The following is a 14,964-nucleotide window of genomic DNA, read 5'->3' as shown; positions in this document are numbered from 1 at the left end:
ATATATTAATAGTTTAGCAATGCAGTGTATAGATTTTTTATTTTAATCGGTATTATTTGGTGGAATTACTTGAGTGCTTCATCTTCAGAAATCATTAATATTAATGATAATTTTAAAGATACTTTATTATGTAATTCAAAAAATATCACTATGAATGCTAATAATGGTGATAAAGTTTTTGATTTATTAGTACATAATACAAGTAATAAAAATAGAACTTTATATTTGATTTTTAATAATCCATTAATTGATAGCATTATTATACTATCTAATAATGATACGCTCAAGTTACTTGGCGATATGGTTGAATTTAGTAATAATGAGTTGCATGAACCGAATAATATTACGAGTATTAGCATTAAACAACATCAGCAAATAAAGCTATCTATTATAGAAAAATTACAAGCAGATGGTTTGACTACAAATGTATATTTAAGTAGCCAGAATACTTTTTTACAAAAAACCAATCATGATAATTTACTATTAGGTACTTTTTTTGGTACTTTCTTTATGTTTCTAATTTTAATTACTGCTATTTATATTTATAGTAAAAATAGATATTTTATATTATATGAATTATTGTCACTAATTAGTTTATTGATTTGTATTTATTTTAGTGGAATTGGACATCAGTATATTTGGAAAAATAGTTTGTTTTTAAAACAGTATTTACCTTTAATTTTAATTGGTAGTTATTTAGCTGTGCATACTTTTTTTATTTATAGTTTCTTTAATATCAAACACAGAACTGCAATTATAAGAATAGGTTTTTACATGTTGTTTTTTGGATTTTGCACTCAAATTATATATACTTTAGTCAAGCTTATTTTTCCTAATTATCAATATTTACCTATAGCTTTCGACTATTACTATATTTATATATTATTTATTTTATATAGTATTTACTTGATTCTTATAACCATCTATGCTTATATTAAGTCTAAAAAGAGAGAAACTTTCTGGATTTTAATTGGTGCAGTATTTCAGTTTTTTAGCTGGCTTTTATTTTATAATAATCTAATTGAATTAAGTAAGAGCTTAACTATAATCAATCAGATTAAGTTATTTTCTTCTTACTTATATTTATCACATATAAATATTTTATTTTTATTTATTGAATTACTTACTATAAGTACTTTTATTTGTATTAGTTATATCAACTTACTAAAAGAACACAATAAAACCATTATTAATAGAAATATATTATATCAAAATAATTTAACAACTTATTACGAAGGTGAAAATTACGCTAGAACTAAAGTGAATAATCTATTGCAACTAAATATTTTAAATCAATTACAATTTTTAAAAGAAGATATTGATACGCTTTATAATAATGAAGGTGAAACAAAAGGAAAAACAGACATTAATGAACTACTAGAAAAAATTGAATATGATATAGATGCTATTTCTGCTTGGCAAGTACATACTGAAATTGAAACGATTTACACTTTACTATTTAAAATTCAAAAAGAATATAATAATTTAATATCTTTTAAATATACAGTTGTAAGTGAAATTAAAAATAATTTACTTGATGAAACTAAGCTAAATCATTTAAAATATATTTTAACTGAGTGCATCAACAATACATTAAAACACGCTAAAAATGCTACACAAGTAAATTGTATTATTGAAAAGAAAAGAAATAAAATACAGATTTCAATTGATGATGATGGTAGTAGCAAAGTCATAATAAATACTAGTGGAATGGGTTTATTGAGCATACAACAAAGAGTAAAATCGATGAATGGGAAAATATCATTTAATAGAAAAAATGGATTTAATATTCAAATTATAATTCCTATAAAAAAATAAGAATTGAGATTAAAATTATTCATATTATTATTAACAATTACTTTCACAAGCAAAGCAAGTAATCTTGATTTTACTACTCAATTTAAATTCATTACTATTGATGACTTAACGCCTACTGTTATTGATAACAATACTTATTTTGAATTAAACATCAACAATAAATTAAATAAAAACACGACTATTTTAATTGAAATTTCTATACAAGAAGTCAATCAAATGTGTATTTACCAAACAGTAAATCAAGTAGAAATTGCTAATATTTGTAGCGAGAAAAAACCTATTATTAAAAGAAAATATTTTGATAGAGAATTAATCTACGAATTTGACTTAGTAGCCAACTCAGAAAATAAATTTATTCTTACTTCTGCAAACAATAACTTATTAAAAAACACAGTACATCCTATAGTTTGGAAAAAATCAGTACGAATTTATAAAAACCAAGCACTAGAATTAAGTAGAGGAATCTTTTATGGTATTTTAATTTTATATATTATAATATGCTTAATTATATATTTAATAATCAAACAAAAAAATTATCTATTCTTCTTTATCTATTTAACTTTAGGTGCAATGTATCTTTTTATTAAAAACAATTTAGCATTTGAAGTACTATGGTCCAACTATCCAAATTTAGACGATTTTCTAAGAATTATTATTCTATATGCCTTTGTAATTGCATCATTTACATTTATAAAAAACTACATTTTTATAAGAATAATTTCTAAACCTCAAGAATTATTATTCAATATTATTATATATATAGGTGTATTAAATATTTTAGCTTCTACAATTATAGGTATACTATTTAGCAATACTCAAACTATACTTATCAATATAGATATAATATTTATTTATATTAGCAGTATCGTATTTACACTCAATTTAATTACTTTATACAAGCAACTTAAATTAAATAATTTATTATTTATAAGCATTACTCACTTACTATCATTTCTGTTTTTTATATTTTTTCCTACATTAAGTATTACTAAATATACTTCTGGATTTTATGTTGGTCAGTTCTTAGCATATTCTAATGCCTTTTTTATTGCAATAATTATTAGCAGTACAACCATTTGGCGTGCACTGAGTATTATAAAGCAAAACGAAATTGCTCAAAACGATTTAAGTTCTTTTAAAGCCAACCAAAATTTTTCTATCATTAATGGAGAAATGAATGAAAGAAAAAGAATTGGACAAGAGTTACACGATGGCATTGGTATTTTAATGGCTTTGATGAAAATGAAAATTTCTGGTAAAAAATTTAACGACAAAGAAAAAAAGATACAACAAGAACAAATCATACAAGACATAGATGTTTTAGCTCAATCTGTTAGAGAATTATCACACCAATTAATGCCACCAGCACTTTATAAATTTGGATTAGAAGTTGCGTTGAATGATTTAATTGCAGAAAATAAAAATAATATTGATTTTAAATATAATATTCCAAATAACTTAAATGAAGTATCACAATATTTAATTTACAATATTTTTGTAGATATTTTAAGCTATTACAAAGGAAGCAGTGCTAGTAAAATTACACTTAAAATATTTATTTTTCCTAGTATACAAAAAGCTCAAATCAAATGGCTACACAATGGAGATGCTTTTAATAACAATAATTTATATTATAAGAATATTATAAATGTTATAAATATTCTACACGGAAATATAAGTGTTGTAATGCAAAATATTTGGTCGTATAAAATCAATATGGAGTTTCCAATTCTTATAGCAGAAGACTAATCTCTTAGTTTCAAATAAGGAAATTCTTGCTGCAATAATGCTTTCATTGTAGCAACTTGTGTCGTATGATTCTTTGCTGCATTCGTATTTTCAAACAATAATTTATGTGCTTTTAATTTATTGTATTTTTCTATCAAATCAAATATAGATTTATCAGCCAAATAATTATTAATTAAATAACTCCAAATATATTTTATTGCTAGTTGATTTGGATGCACTAAATCGCTATCAAAAAAACGATAATCTCTTAAATCGTCTATTAACAACTCATACGCAGGAAAATAAAAACAAGCATCTAGCTGTTCTACCAATTCATGAACAGCAGTCAACAATACAGCTTTGCTTCTATTATTTTCAATTAAACCATCTTTAATATGTCTTACTGGTGATACTGTGAACACAATTTTTATATTCGGACGAACAGCTTGTAATCGTTTAATCAATAACAAATAAGTCGAAACAATTTCAGTACTATTCAATAATCTTTTATTAAATGTTGAAGATGGCAACTTATGACAGTTAGCAACTACTTGTTGGTTAGCAATATGTTCATAGACAAATGCAGTTCCAAAAGTAATAAATAAAACATCTAAATTATTTATATAATTATTAAAATAGATAATAGTATTGTTTATTTCATTTAATAATTCTTCTTTGTTTGTCGATTTAAATTTTCCATGATGATTGAACGAAGCAAAGAGTTCTTGATATAAAAAAACATCTTCTTCTGTGTATTGTTTTCTATCTATAATCTCTTGCAAACTACTAGCCAAACTCATCGGATTGTAAATAATTCCATACGGATTTACTTCAATATTAAAATAATGCTGGGCTAATAATGCACCAATATTTTCTGCAAAACACGAACCAAGTAGCAGTATTTGTTGACCATAATTCAACTCAAATGGCTGTTGTGGCTTAGTAAGCGTTGTTTTAAATTCCATGTAGTATATTTAGGTATAATTTTTGACAGTATAAATGTAATGAAAAGAATATTGTATTTAATAGTGTGTGTTTTGATTATGTCAACTTCGTTTTCGCAAGTGTATAACAATCAGAACAATACTAATTACCTAAAAACAGTTCAGCTATATCCAAAAGGTAGTATTTTGGCTATGCCAATTATCAATTTAAATGGCAACGAAGTTTTAGAATTTCATTTTGATGATTTAAACAATAGTTCTGCTTCTTATTACTACACCATTATTCAATGTAGAGCAGATTGGACACCAAGCAATATGAGTCAGATTGAATACATAGACGGATTTACAGAATCTACACTTTATAATTATGATTATTCATATAGTACAAAAACAAATTATATTCATTATTCTTTAGAAATTCCAAATATGGATATGAATATTACAAAATCTGGCAATTATGTGTTGATTGTTTATACTGAAACCATGGACGAACCTTTATTAGTAAAACGATTTATGGTTGTAGAACCTAAAGTTACTATTGATGCTGGAATTGCATATACCAGTAACATCTATAATAGAAGCAGATATCAAGAAGTCGTGTTTGACATCAATACCAAAGGAATGATTATCAATAACCCAAATCTAGAAATTAAAGCTACTGTACTACAAAATTATAGATGGGACAATGCTTACATTGGTATTCCACCATATTTAGTTGGCTATAATAGCATTAGTTATCAGTACAATAATAAAATTGTATTTCCTTCTGGCAACGAATTCAGACAAGTAGATATTCGTTCTACAAGATTTAAAGGACAAAATGTAAGAGCTTTTGATTTAAGTAATGAAGATTACAATCAAGTGTATTTGCATTACGATTTTCCTAGAAATAATCAACCATATTTACAATACAATGATTTGAGTGGACAATATTATGTTGAAAGCTATGATTTTCCAAATCCATATTTAGAAGCAGATTATGTTTGGACAAGATTTAATTATGATGCATCAATGCCTTTAGACAAATCTAGCAACTTATACATTGTAGGTAATTTTAACAATTGGCAATGCGATAATAATTCGATGATGGTTTATCAGGAAGATGAAAACGCATATGTAAAAAATATATTACTAAAACAAGGTTTTTATAATTACGAATACCTTATTAAAAATAGTAATGGCACTACCGACAACAGTATTACCGAAGGATTTAATGCAGAAACCAGTAATGATTACACTATACTTATTTACTACACACCTTTTGGTGCAAGATACGACAGACTAATAGCCGTAGAACATCTAAACACACTACTTAATAGATATTGAAAGCACTACAATGCTGCTAAAGTTCAAATTTCGGCATGCTTTATGCTATATAACTATTAAATCAAAAAATAAACAAAATGAGACTAAAAGATTTAACAGTTATAGTAGCAGCTTTTATAGCATTTGTCTACTTATTTAATCCAGGAGCTGGCTTTATAGAATTTATTCCAGATAATTTTCCTGTTATTGGTAATTTAGACGAAGCTGCAGCAGTAGCTATCATTGTATCTGCATTTAAGTATTTTGGAATTAACTTTCCAGATATCTTTAAAAGCGAAGAAAGAGCTAGTTCTAAAGCAACTAAAAAGAATTTAAAAACGCTACCATAACTGCGTCAAAAAATGTATTAACAGTTTATGCTATGTCAAGTGCGTTATACTTGGCATAGCATTTTTTATCGCTCAGTAAATTGAATATTATTAGGAATAGCAAATACAGAATCTGGTATTGCTACATTTTCTTCAAACGAAACTAAATTACTTTCTACTTTATTGCCTTCTTTAGTTTGCATGATAAATTTTAAAGGCAAATCTTTATAAATATAATAAGTTCCTTCAAACTGATTCAACTCCATACTATAAACATTGCATACTTTACCATCAATAGTTTCTGTACCAAGTTCCTTTACTTTGTATTGCTTTTTCATTTCATCACTCATGCTTTTAAAACTAAAATTGTTTTTTAAATCAAACTCACCTTTTTTTAGTTTTGTTTTTTGTCCAACAGTCGAACCATTTTCCCAAGAATAAACATAACCATCTTTTGTAATGGTTATTTGTTGTGCATCAAAATGCTGACCAGCAATTTCCATTGGCATATCTACTACTTGTTTACTTAGCTTGCCATAATCATCAATATACATAGTTAGCATAGTAGTACCTAAAGGTTCAATTACTGTTTTTGTTTTTAAAATAGCAGATTTTAAATCCATAGCATGGTCTGTATTCACAGTATTGTCTTCGTTATTACTCTTCGTTTTACAAGCGGTAAATAAAGCAACTATCATTACAATAAATATGAGTAGTTGCCTAGTTTTTTTTAGATTTGATTCCATTTTTACTAAATATCTTAAGTTAAGAAATTAATTTTTTCTCCAATTTAACAACAAAGAAACATACTTATCTTTAATTTTATCAAAAATGATAAAAAAATGAGCGATTTTTTGCAAAACCCAATGGTAAAACAACTAGCAAAGAGTTTAAATTTACCTTTGCCAATTCCAGCACAATTAAAAAGAAACCTTAATGCATACAGTGCTTCAGAAATACAAAATAAAGCAGTAGCATTTGTTGGTACTAATAATGATTTATTTAAAGCAATTACTAAGCAACTAAAACCATTGTGTAACGATACTACTATTTATGCAGACAAATTAGATGCAGTAGTTTTATCAGCATTAGATATTAATAAAGTAGAAGATTCGTACGATTTCTTTTCTACAGCACAACAAGCAATAAAAAAGTTAAACAAAAATGCTAGAGTGGTCGTTTTATCTCAAATTGACGAAACTTCAGACGAAGCATACGCAGTACAAAAATCTTTCGAAGGATTTTCAAGAGCATTATCTAAAGAATTAGGTAAAAATGGTACTACAGTAAACCATCTTACTATTTCTAATAACGATGCTAATAATATTGCAGGTGCTATTTTTTATTTCTTGTCAGATAAATCTTCATTTATAACAGGACAAGTAGTTACTATTAATAGCAATAATGAATCGTTCGACTTTGATATCCAGCAACCATTAAAAAACAAAACAGCTATTGTTACAGGTGGAGCAAGAGGTATTGGTGCAGCAGCAGCTAAAGCTTTAGCAAGAGAAGGAGCTAAAGTAATTATTGTTGATATTCCACAGTCAGAAGATGATGCCAATAAAGTAGCTATGGAAATTAATGCAGATACTTACTTAATAGATGTTACTAAAGAAGAAGCTGCAAAATCACTACAAGAGTATATTATAAAAAACTATAAACAATTAGATATTTTAGTAAACAATGCAGGAATTACTAGAGATAAAACTTTGGCTAAGATGACTGAACAACAATGGAATCAAGTAATGCAAGTTAACTTAAAGGCGAGCATTCAATTAACCAATACTTTTTTAGCAAAAGGATTTTCTAAAATGCCAAAAATTGTTGGATTGGCTTCAATTTCTGGTATTGCAGGAAATGTTGGACAAACCAATTATTCTGCATCTAAAGCAGGAATGATAGCTTTAGCTAAAGCATTGTCTGAAACTAAAAAGGTTTATGCTAATGCAGTAGCACCAGGTTTTATAGAAACTAAAATGACCGAAAGCTTACCATTATTTGTCAAAGAAGGCGGAAGAAGACTATCTACATTAAAACAAGGTGGCTTACCAGAAGATGTTGCAGAGCTAATTACATTCTTATCTTCTCCTTTATCTGATGGAATAAATGGACAAGTAATTAGAGTTTGTGGTGGTAGTATGATTGGTGCTTAAATTTTATTGTAGTGTGTCTATTCTGAGCGAAGCGAAGAATCTCCTTTTTACATAGACAGTATAACGAAGTAAAGAAGTTTTGCTTTTTTAAATATTTATTGCTAAAACGCAATATATTAAGGAAGTTAAAATATTGAATTGTAATGTTTTTTAAGGTGTGTACTTATAAACTTGAACATTATTAAATTTATCTAACGATAAATAAATATTTAATTTTTAAAAAATGTAAATTTTTTATTGGTTTATTGTTTCATTAATCTGTTTTTTTTATTTACTTTGTGTGAAATTAAGTTAAATAATAATAAAAACACATATGAAGCAATTATTCGTTTTACTATTTGTAGTACTTCTAGGAGTTCAATCATTCGCTCAAGAAGAAATGACATCAGACAATGCATCGTCTTCAGAAAAGACATCATTAAAGTTAAGAATTAGAGATAATGTACTCAGACCATTAGGTAAAGATTGGTACATTACTGTTGGTGCTGGCTATGGTATGCCTTTTTTGGCAACCAATAAAAGATCACCTTTAAAAGAAATTGGTCAAGGCGATTGGTATCAACAAAATGGCGACCTAAGCGTTAAACCAATTTTTGGAACCAATGGTGGTGGTTTTGCATTAAATATGGGTTGGGGTCATATGTTTAATAAATATATTGGTATAGATGTGTTAAATACCTTAGCTTGGCATCCAGAAAAATTAAATGCTAGAATTAATACAAAATCTAATGTTGGAATTAACTTATTAGGTTTATTAGAATTAGACTTAACACCAATTCTTGGTACAGCAGAATACTATGCAACACAAAAAACAGGAACTTTTGGCATATATATATCACCACATTTAATTATGCGTTGGGATAATGGCAAACGATTCGGTATTACAGGTAAAGCAGGTTTAGTAATGCCTATTTTTGGTAAAACAACTTCTAGAGCATTTATAGATGATAAAGCAGGAAGAATTATAGAAACACTTGCAGGTTATCCAATTTTACCATTACCAATTTTACACCAAACACTACAAGCAACAGCTACTACATCTTACAAACCAACTATTGGTGTAAGTACATCTATAGGTTTTGATATTAAAGTATCACCAAAAGTAACTTTCTTTACAGAAGCAAGAGTACAAGCTTATACTATAAAGCTTAAAGAAACTGTTTTTGATGAATTTAGTTTAAAAACAGATTTAAGAATTGGTGGTATAGATTTACCAAGTTCTATTTCAGAACCAATTTTTCAAGTCTTAGAACTACTAACCAATGGTTTAAGTTTAAATATAAATAGTGTAGATGAAGCACCTGTTTTTTTAACTCACCATAAATATGTAGATGAAATAACAGAAGAATCTAACACGGCAAGATATGGTGCTAAACAATTAATTCCATTAGATCCAAATATTCCAACAGTAGATTTAGACAAACCTATGGAAGAACCAGGACAAAGATTTAATGCGTCAACACTATATTTTAATGCTGGTTTCCGTTTCGACTTCGATTTGCGTTCAGAAAAACTAGAAGCAAAAAGAAACAACGGAACTGTAAGTAGTACCAAAAAAGCGCCAAAAGAAAAAACAAACAAAGAAGCAAAAACTAAAGAAGAGAAAGTAAAAAAAGAAAAAACACCAAAAGAGAAAAAAAGCAAGAAAGAAGAACCAGAACCTTTCTATTAAAAAGTATTATAAATAAAATAAAAAAAAAGAGACTCATTTTCGAGTCTCTTTTTTTATTGAATAAAAGAGACCGTTAATAGTTAAAAAGTTATCAAAATAAGTTGGTTAGGGCTTAAAAGTATCTGTTCCAAAAAGTGTGTCTATTATAAAAAAGGTTTTATCCTTTCTCTAGCTTTATTTTGGATTAGTTTACCTTCGGCTTGTGTCCACAATAATTGTTATACTAATTAACCTGAGTTATGGATTAAATTCTGCATAATTAACTGATAATCAATCGTCATTGCGAAATTTTGAGAGGAACGAACAAAATTGTGGCAATCTCAAACTATGAACTGCTATAAAGTAGATTACCTGTCTCTACCTGTCGGTAGACATGGTGCCGAACAGGTAGACTTCGCTACTTTCATCCGCTAGTAAAGACGCTCTTTTTCTAATAATTGCTAGTTTATTCAAACTGTTCTAATCCATAACTCAGGTTTTATTAGTAAAAATAACAAAATTTAATTAAGATGGATACTCAAACTAAATCTGCCTGTTCGGCTAGATAGGTTTATAAAAAAAATCACTAGTATCACTACGCATGAAAAATCCGTTGTACGCTAAGGTGTATAAAAGGTAGTTGTTTATATGTGTTTTATATTTATAATATTATACAAGTATAAGAATAAAAAACGCTTACCAATATAGTAAGCGTTTTTGGTTATTATCGTCATTTCTGTGCAAACAGAAATCTATTTTATAGGTCGGTGAAGACACCAACCTATAGTTTTTACTCTTTTGGTGATAAAACTACTTGAATTTTATTTTGAGTATCTAAGAATTGTTTTGCTGTTTGTTGAATATCTGCCAATGTTAATTGGTCGATATAGTCGCTATTTTCAATTTTGTTGATGTCCCAAGCATATTCGGTAGCATATTCTAATTTATCTAACCAATAGTCGTTTTCTTTTAAGTTGGTTTCTAACTCTCTTTTATAAGTTTCTTTTACTTTGTTTAAGTTGACTTCGTTAGTGCCATTTTTAATTAAATTGTCTATTGTTTCGTTTACTGCTTTTATTAATTCATCAGCTTTTTCAGGATCTGCATTAAAGTTGATATTAATACCATAAGCATTAATTGGTCTTTGTACAAAAGCACCATTTACGCCAACACCATATACACCACCTTTATCTTCTCTTAAATTTTCTCTTAGTAAGATGCTCAATACTTTTACCATAGCATTAAACTTAAACGCTTTAGCTTCTGTCCATTCAATATTGTTTTCTCCATGAATATGAATACCTACATTTGTTTTTGGTGTATTTCCTTTTTGAATACTTTTAGTAACAGTTCCACTTGGTTTAATGATATTTGGATTTTTCCAAGTTTCTTTTTTATCTGATGATGGAATACTACCCAAATATGTTTCTACTAAAGGTTGTAGTGTATTTACATCAATATTTCCTACAAAATAAAAAGTAAAGTCGGCAGCATTGCTAAATCTTTCACCATAAAATTTAAATGCTTTTTCAAAATCTACTTTGTCTAATGCTTCTTTTGTTGGCAAACTTCTTCTAATACTATTTTTATATATTGTATTATAATATTCGTTTAAAAAATAATATTGTGGATTTTCTAAAAGATTGTCATACATAGCATGTTGTTTTTGCATGAGTGTATTAAAATCGTCTTTTGATTTTCTTGGTGCTGTAAAATATAGGTTGACTAACTGCAACATGGTTTCTACATCTTTTGGTGTAGTTGAACCTTCAAAGCCATCACTCAATTCACCAACAAAAGGACCAACTTCTACGGTTTTGCCAATTAACATTTTATTGAGTGTAATAGCATCAAAATTAGAAATTCCAGATTCTGAAATGATTAAGTTAGAATAATCAGCAGACATAAAATCGTCATCACTATATTGCGAAGTTCCACCTGGACTGTATGCTCCAAATAAAATTTCATCGTTTTTAAAATCAGTTGGTTTAACAACAACTTTAGCACCATTAGATAAAGTCCAAGTTGTAATATTGTATTTGTCGTTTTTTTCTGTTTTTACCACTTTTCCAGCAGTAGGAATATTTTCCATTAAAGGCTCGTTGCTAACAACATCAACATAAGCATCAATTTTGCTTGCTTTGATAGATTTATCTAATGCAAGAATAGCTGCTTCACTAGGAATATTTGCTTTTTCTGATTCTGGAGCAGTTACTATAATAACAGCATTTTCATCAGAAATATATTCTTTTGCCATTTCTTGAAAAATTTCTAAAGGCAATTGTGGTACTATAGCATTAGCCAATTGATATTCTACATCAATTCCAGGTGCAGGAATTCCTTTTAAATAATTATAGACATATTCCATTACCAGACTTCTCGATTCTGTTTTGTCTTTTTCTTTTAAGGCATCTTCTAAAGATTTTAATAAATCTATTTTAGCTCTATCTAACTCAGATTGTGTAAAACCATGTTGTTTAATTCTTTCATTTTCGGTTAATAAAACACTAATTGCCTCTTTTATTTGTCCTTTTTTAACAACAGCAAAAGCATTAAACGCATCATTTTTTCGAGTTTCTTCATCATAAGAGCCACTTGCATAAGCAAAAGGAGCATCTGGCTTTTGCGTAATCTCTGCTAATCGTTGGCTATACATGGTATTAAATAACTGATTAGCAACATAAGAACCATAACCTTGTAGTGTATTTATTTCTGTTTTAGGATGCTTGTACATGATATATACTCTTTGTCCAGTTGCTTCAGCATCAGTATTAATAGAAACAAGTGTTTCTTTGTGTTCTGGTAATTCATATTCTACTTTTGGTCGTTCGTTCGTTGGATTTTTAATAGGAGAGAATCTTTTAATGACTTCTTGTTCCATTGAGTCTACATTAATATCACCAACAATACACATTGCCATTAAATCTGGTCTATACCAATCTTTATAAAATTTAGTAAATACATTATATGGTGCATTTTTTAGAATAGCAGTATCGCCAATAGGTAATCTTTTAGCATATCTAGAATCTTTATAAGCAACGGGTAAAAATTTATAAGTCATTCTCATATCAGGACCTTGACCAGTTCTCCATTCAGAAACAACAACACCTCTTTCTTTGTCAATTTCAGTTGGATCAAAACTTAAACCACTTGCCCAATCTTCAAAAACCAATAAACCTTTGTCTAAAACATCAGCTTTATCTGTAGGCAATTGTAGCATATATACTGTTTCGTCGAAAGAAGTATAAGCATTTAAGTGAGCACCAAATTTTACACCAGCACCTTCTAAGAAATTAACTAAATCGTTTTTAGCAAAATTTTTACTGCCATTAAATGCCATGTGCTCTACAAAGTGAGCCAAGCCCAACTGATTTTCATCTTCTTGATTAGAACCAGCATTAACAGCTAAACGCATTTCTACTCTGTTTTCTGGTTTCTTGTTTTGTTTGATGTAGTACTTCATACCATTAGGAAGTGTACCATATCTTACAGATGGATCTAATGGAATTGGCATTTTTAATGCTTCCTGAATTTCATTAGGAATTTCTTCTGCAACATCAGTAGCGTCTTCTACTTCTTCATTTACAGCATCTACGGCATTTTGAACTGTTTCTTCCACAGCATCTGCAACTTCTTCTGTTTTTTGTGTTGTAGATTTTTGAGAACAACTCAATACTGAAAAACTTAGGATAAAAATCCATATATATTTTTGCATATCTATAATTTTATGCAAAGGTATTGAAATAATGTAAATTAAATAGAATTAATGTTCCTCTTTGTTGTTTAATTCCATCTTTCTAATAGAAGGAGAATAAAACGCAGTTAGTATAACAATAATAATTGTCATTGTTCCACCAAATACTACTGCTCTTACGGTTCCCATTAAACTTGCAGTTAAGCCACTTTCAAATTCGCCAATCTCGTTAGAAGAACCTACAAACATAGAGTTTACTGCCGATACTTTTCCTCGCATTTCGTGTGGTGTTTCTAATTGTAAAATAGTTTGTCTTATAGCAACACTAACACCATCTAAAGCACCACTCATCATTAAACAAAAAAGAGAGAAATAAAAGTTTTTACTTATGCCAAACAAAATTATAAATGCACCAAAACCAGCAACACTTATTAGTAGTATTTTGCCTGCATTCTTTTTTATTGGAAAAAATGCAATACTTAATAAGGTAATTATAGCACCAATAGCTGGAGCTGCTCTAAGAATTCCTAGTCCTTGTGGTCCAACATGTAAAATATCACTAGCAAAAACAGGCAATAAAGCAATTGCTCCACCAAACAACACTGCAAATAAATCTAACGAAATACAAGAAAGAATGATTTTATTTTGAAATACAAATTTTAATCCTTTTTGTACGCTTTCTAAAAATGGTTCTGTTGCATTAAATTTAGCTTCGTGTTTTGGTTGAATTCTAGTGATACAGAAAATGGCAATAATTAAAAGTATTAATTGAATGGAAAAAGTTTTAGTAATTCCTATAAATCCATAAATAATGCCAGCCAATGCAGCACCAATGACCATACCTAATTGCCATGCACTACTACTCCATGTAGCACCATTTTGATATGTTTTCTTTGGAATTAAAAAAGCAGATAATGAAAATGAAGCAGGACCAGCAAATCCTCTAGCAAAACCTGTTAAAAAAACAACTAGAAAAATTAAACGAACAGTCATTTTTTTTCCAAATGATGCTATAAACCAAGGATGTGTGATTAGTATTAGAAAAGCACTTAGTAAGCTAAAGAATATAATACAATAAAGGAATAAATTTCTTTTTTCAGATTTATCAGCAATGTGACCACCATATAATGCAATAGTAATTGCAGGAATTGCTTCGGTGAGTCCAATAAATCCTAGCATTAATTTACTACCAGTAAGTACATATATTTCCCAACCAATTAAAACTACTTGGAATGAAATTGCCATAGTAATTAAAAATCGAGAAGCAACATACCATGAAAATTCTCTATATTTTAAAGCTTCAAATGGATCTTTATCTCGACTTAAATTAGAAAACATC

At 28.2% G+C, this 14,964-nt stretch carries 10 protein-coding genes; 6 read left to right on the top strand and 4 right to left on the bottom strand.

Annotated elements, in window-relative coordinates; genetic code table 11:
- The first annotated feature begins 24 nt into the window (after positions 1-24).
- Positions 25-1,818, top strand: a complete 1,794-nt coding sequence (locus H6553_08415; GenBank protein MCB9033845.1) for a hypothetical protein — start codon at positions 25-27, stop codon at positions 1,816-1,818.
- Positions 1,819-1,821: 3 nt separating this feature from the next.
- Complete coding sequence (locus tag H6553_08410) at positions 1,822-3,567, top strand: hypothetical protein (protein MCB9033844.1); 1,746 nt, start codon at positions 1,822-1,824, stop codon at positions 3,565-3,567.
- On the opposite strand, the gene H6553_08405 is transcribed toward H6553_08410, so the two are convergent.
- Positions 3,564-4,511: a GSCFA domain-containing protein gene (locus tag H6553_08405; GenBank protein ID MCB9033843.1), complete on the bottom strand. Its 948-nt coding sequence runs from the start codon at positions 4,509-4,511 to the stop codon at positions 3,564-3,566. The two genes, H6553_08410 and H6553_08405, sit on opposite strands and share 4 nt — an antisense overlap.
- Before the next feature lie 78 nt (positions 4,512-4,589).
- On the opposite strand from H6553_08405, the gene H6553_08400 reads away from it, so the two are divergent.
- Positions 4,590-5,816, top strand: coding sequence for a DUF5103 domain-containing protein (locus H6553_08400; protein ID MCB9033842.1), 1,227 nt, complete (start codon positions 4,590-4,592; stop codon positions 5,814-5,816).
- Positions 5,817-5,893: 77 nt separating this feature from the next.
- Complete coding sequence (locus tag H6553_08395; GenBank protein ID MCB9033841.1) at positions 5,894-6,145, top strand: DUF1232 domain-containing protein; 252 nt, start codon at positions 5,894-5,896, stop codon at positions 6,143-6,145.
- Positions 6,146-6,210: 65 nt separating this feature from the next.
- On the opposite strand, the gene H6553_08390 is transcribed toward H6553_08395, so the two are convergent.
- On the bottom strand, positions 6,211-6,870 hold the full coding sequence (locus H6553_08390; GenBank protein MCB9033840.1) for a hypothetical protein: 660 nt from the start codon (positions 6,868-6,870) through the stop codon (positions 6,211-6,213).
- 96 nt (positions 6,871-6,966) lie between these two features.
- Here H6553_08390 and H6553_08385 point away from each other — a divergent pair, with 96 nt between their 5' ends.
- Together H6553_08385 and H6553_08380 are read left to right on the top strand one after the other, a co-directional pair.
- Positions 6,967-8,280: a 3-oxoacyl-ACP reductase gene (locus tag H6553_08385; protein ID MCB9033839.1), complete on the top strand. Its 1,314-nt coding sequence runs from the start codon at positions 6,967-6,969 to the stop codon at positions 8,278-8,280.
- A 313-nt stretch (positions 8,281-8,593) separates the two neighbouring features.
- Positions 8,594-9,952, top strand: a complete 1,359-nt coding sequence (locus tag H6553_08380) for a hypothetical protein (protein MCB9033838.1) — start codon at positions 8,594-8,596, stop codon at positions 9,950-9,952.
- Positions 9,953-10,721: 769 nt separating this feature from the next.
- On the opposite strand, the gene H6553_08375 is transcribed toward H6553_08380, so the two are convergent.
- Positions 10,722-13,646 (bottom strand): insulinase family protein, encoded by a 2,925-nt coding sequence (locus H6553_08375; protein ID MCB9033837.1) that lies wholly within the window; start codon positions 13,644-13,646, stop codon positions 10,722-10,724.
- A 48-nt stretch (positions 13,647-13,694) separates the two neighbouring features.
- Positions 13,695-14,963 (bottom strand): MFS transporter, encoded by a 1,269-nt coding sequence (locus tag H6553_08370; protein MCB9033836.1) that lies wholly within the window; start codon positions 14,961-14,963, stop codon positions 13,695-13,697.
- Position 14,964: the final 1 nt, after the last annotated feature.

The sequence above is a fragment of the Chitinophagales bacterium genome (assembly GCA_020636535.1).
Classification (GTDB): Bacteria; Bacteroidota; Bacteroidia; order Chitinophagales; family JADIYW01; genus JADJSS01.
The sequence above is the reverse complement of the archived record's forward strand: the minus strand, read 5'-3'. Positions and strand labels throughout refer to the sequence as shown.

Bases quoted from the DNA above. Each gene is read 5' to 3' on its own strand.
- H6553_08375 (MCB9033837.1), bottom strand. From the start codon at position 13,646: ATGCAAAAATATATATGGATTTTTATCCTAAGTTTTTCAGTATTGAGT.
- H6553_08385 (MCB9033839.1), top strand. From the start codon at position 6,967: ATGAGCGATTTTTTGCAAAACCCAATGGTAAAACAACTAGCAAAGAGT.
- H6553_08395 (MCB9033841.1), top strand. From the start codon at position 5,894: ATGAGACTAAAAGATTTAACAGTTATAGTAGCAGCTTTTATAGCATTT.
- H6553_08400 (MCB9033842.1), top strand. From the start codon at position 4,590: ATGTCAACTTCGTTTTCGCAAGTGTATAACAATCAGAACAATACTAAT.
- H6553_08370 (MCB9033836.1), bottom strand. From the start codon at position 14,963: ATGTTTTCTAATTTAAGTCGAGATAAAGATCCATTTGAAGCTTTAAAA.
- H6553_08380 (MCB9033838.1), top strand. From the start codon at position 8,594: ATGAAGCAATTATTCGTTTTACTATTTGTAGTACTTCTAGGAGTTCAA.
- H6553_08390 (MCB9033840.1), bottom strand. From the start codon at position 6,870: ATGGAATCAAATCTAAAAAAAACTAGGCAACTACTCATATTTATTGTA.
- H6553_08405 (MCB9033843.1), bottom strand. From the start codon at position 4,511: ATGGAATTTAAAACAACGCTTACTAAGCCACAACAGCCATTTGAGTTG.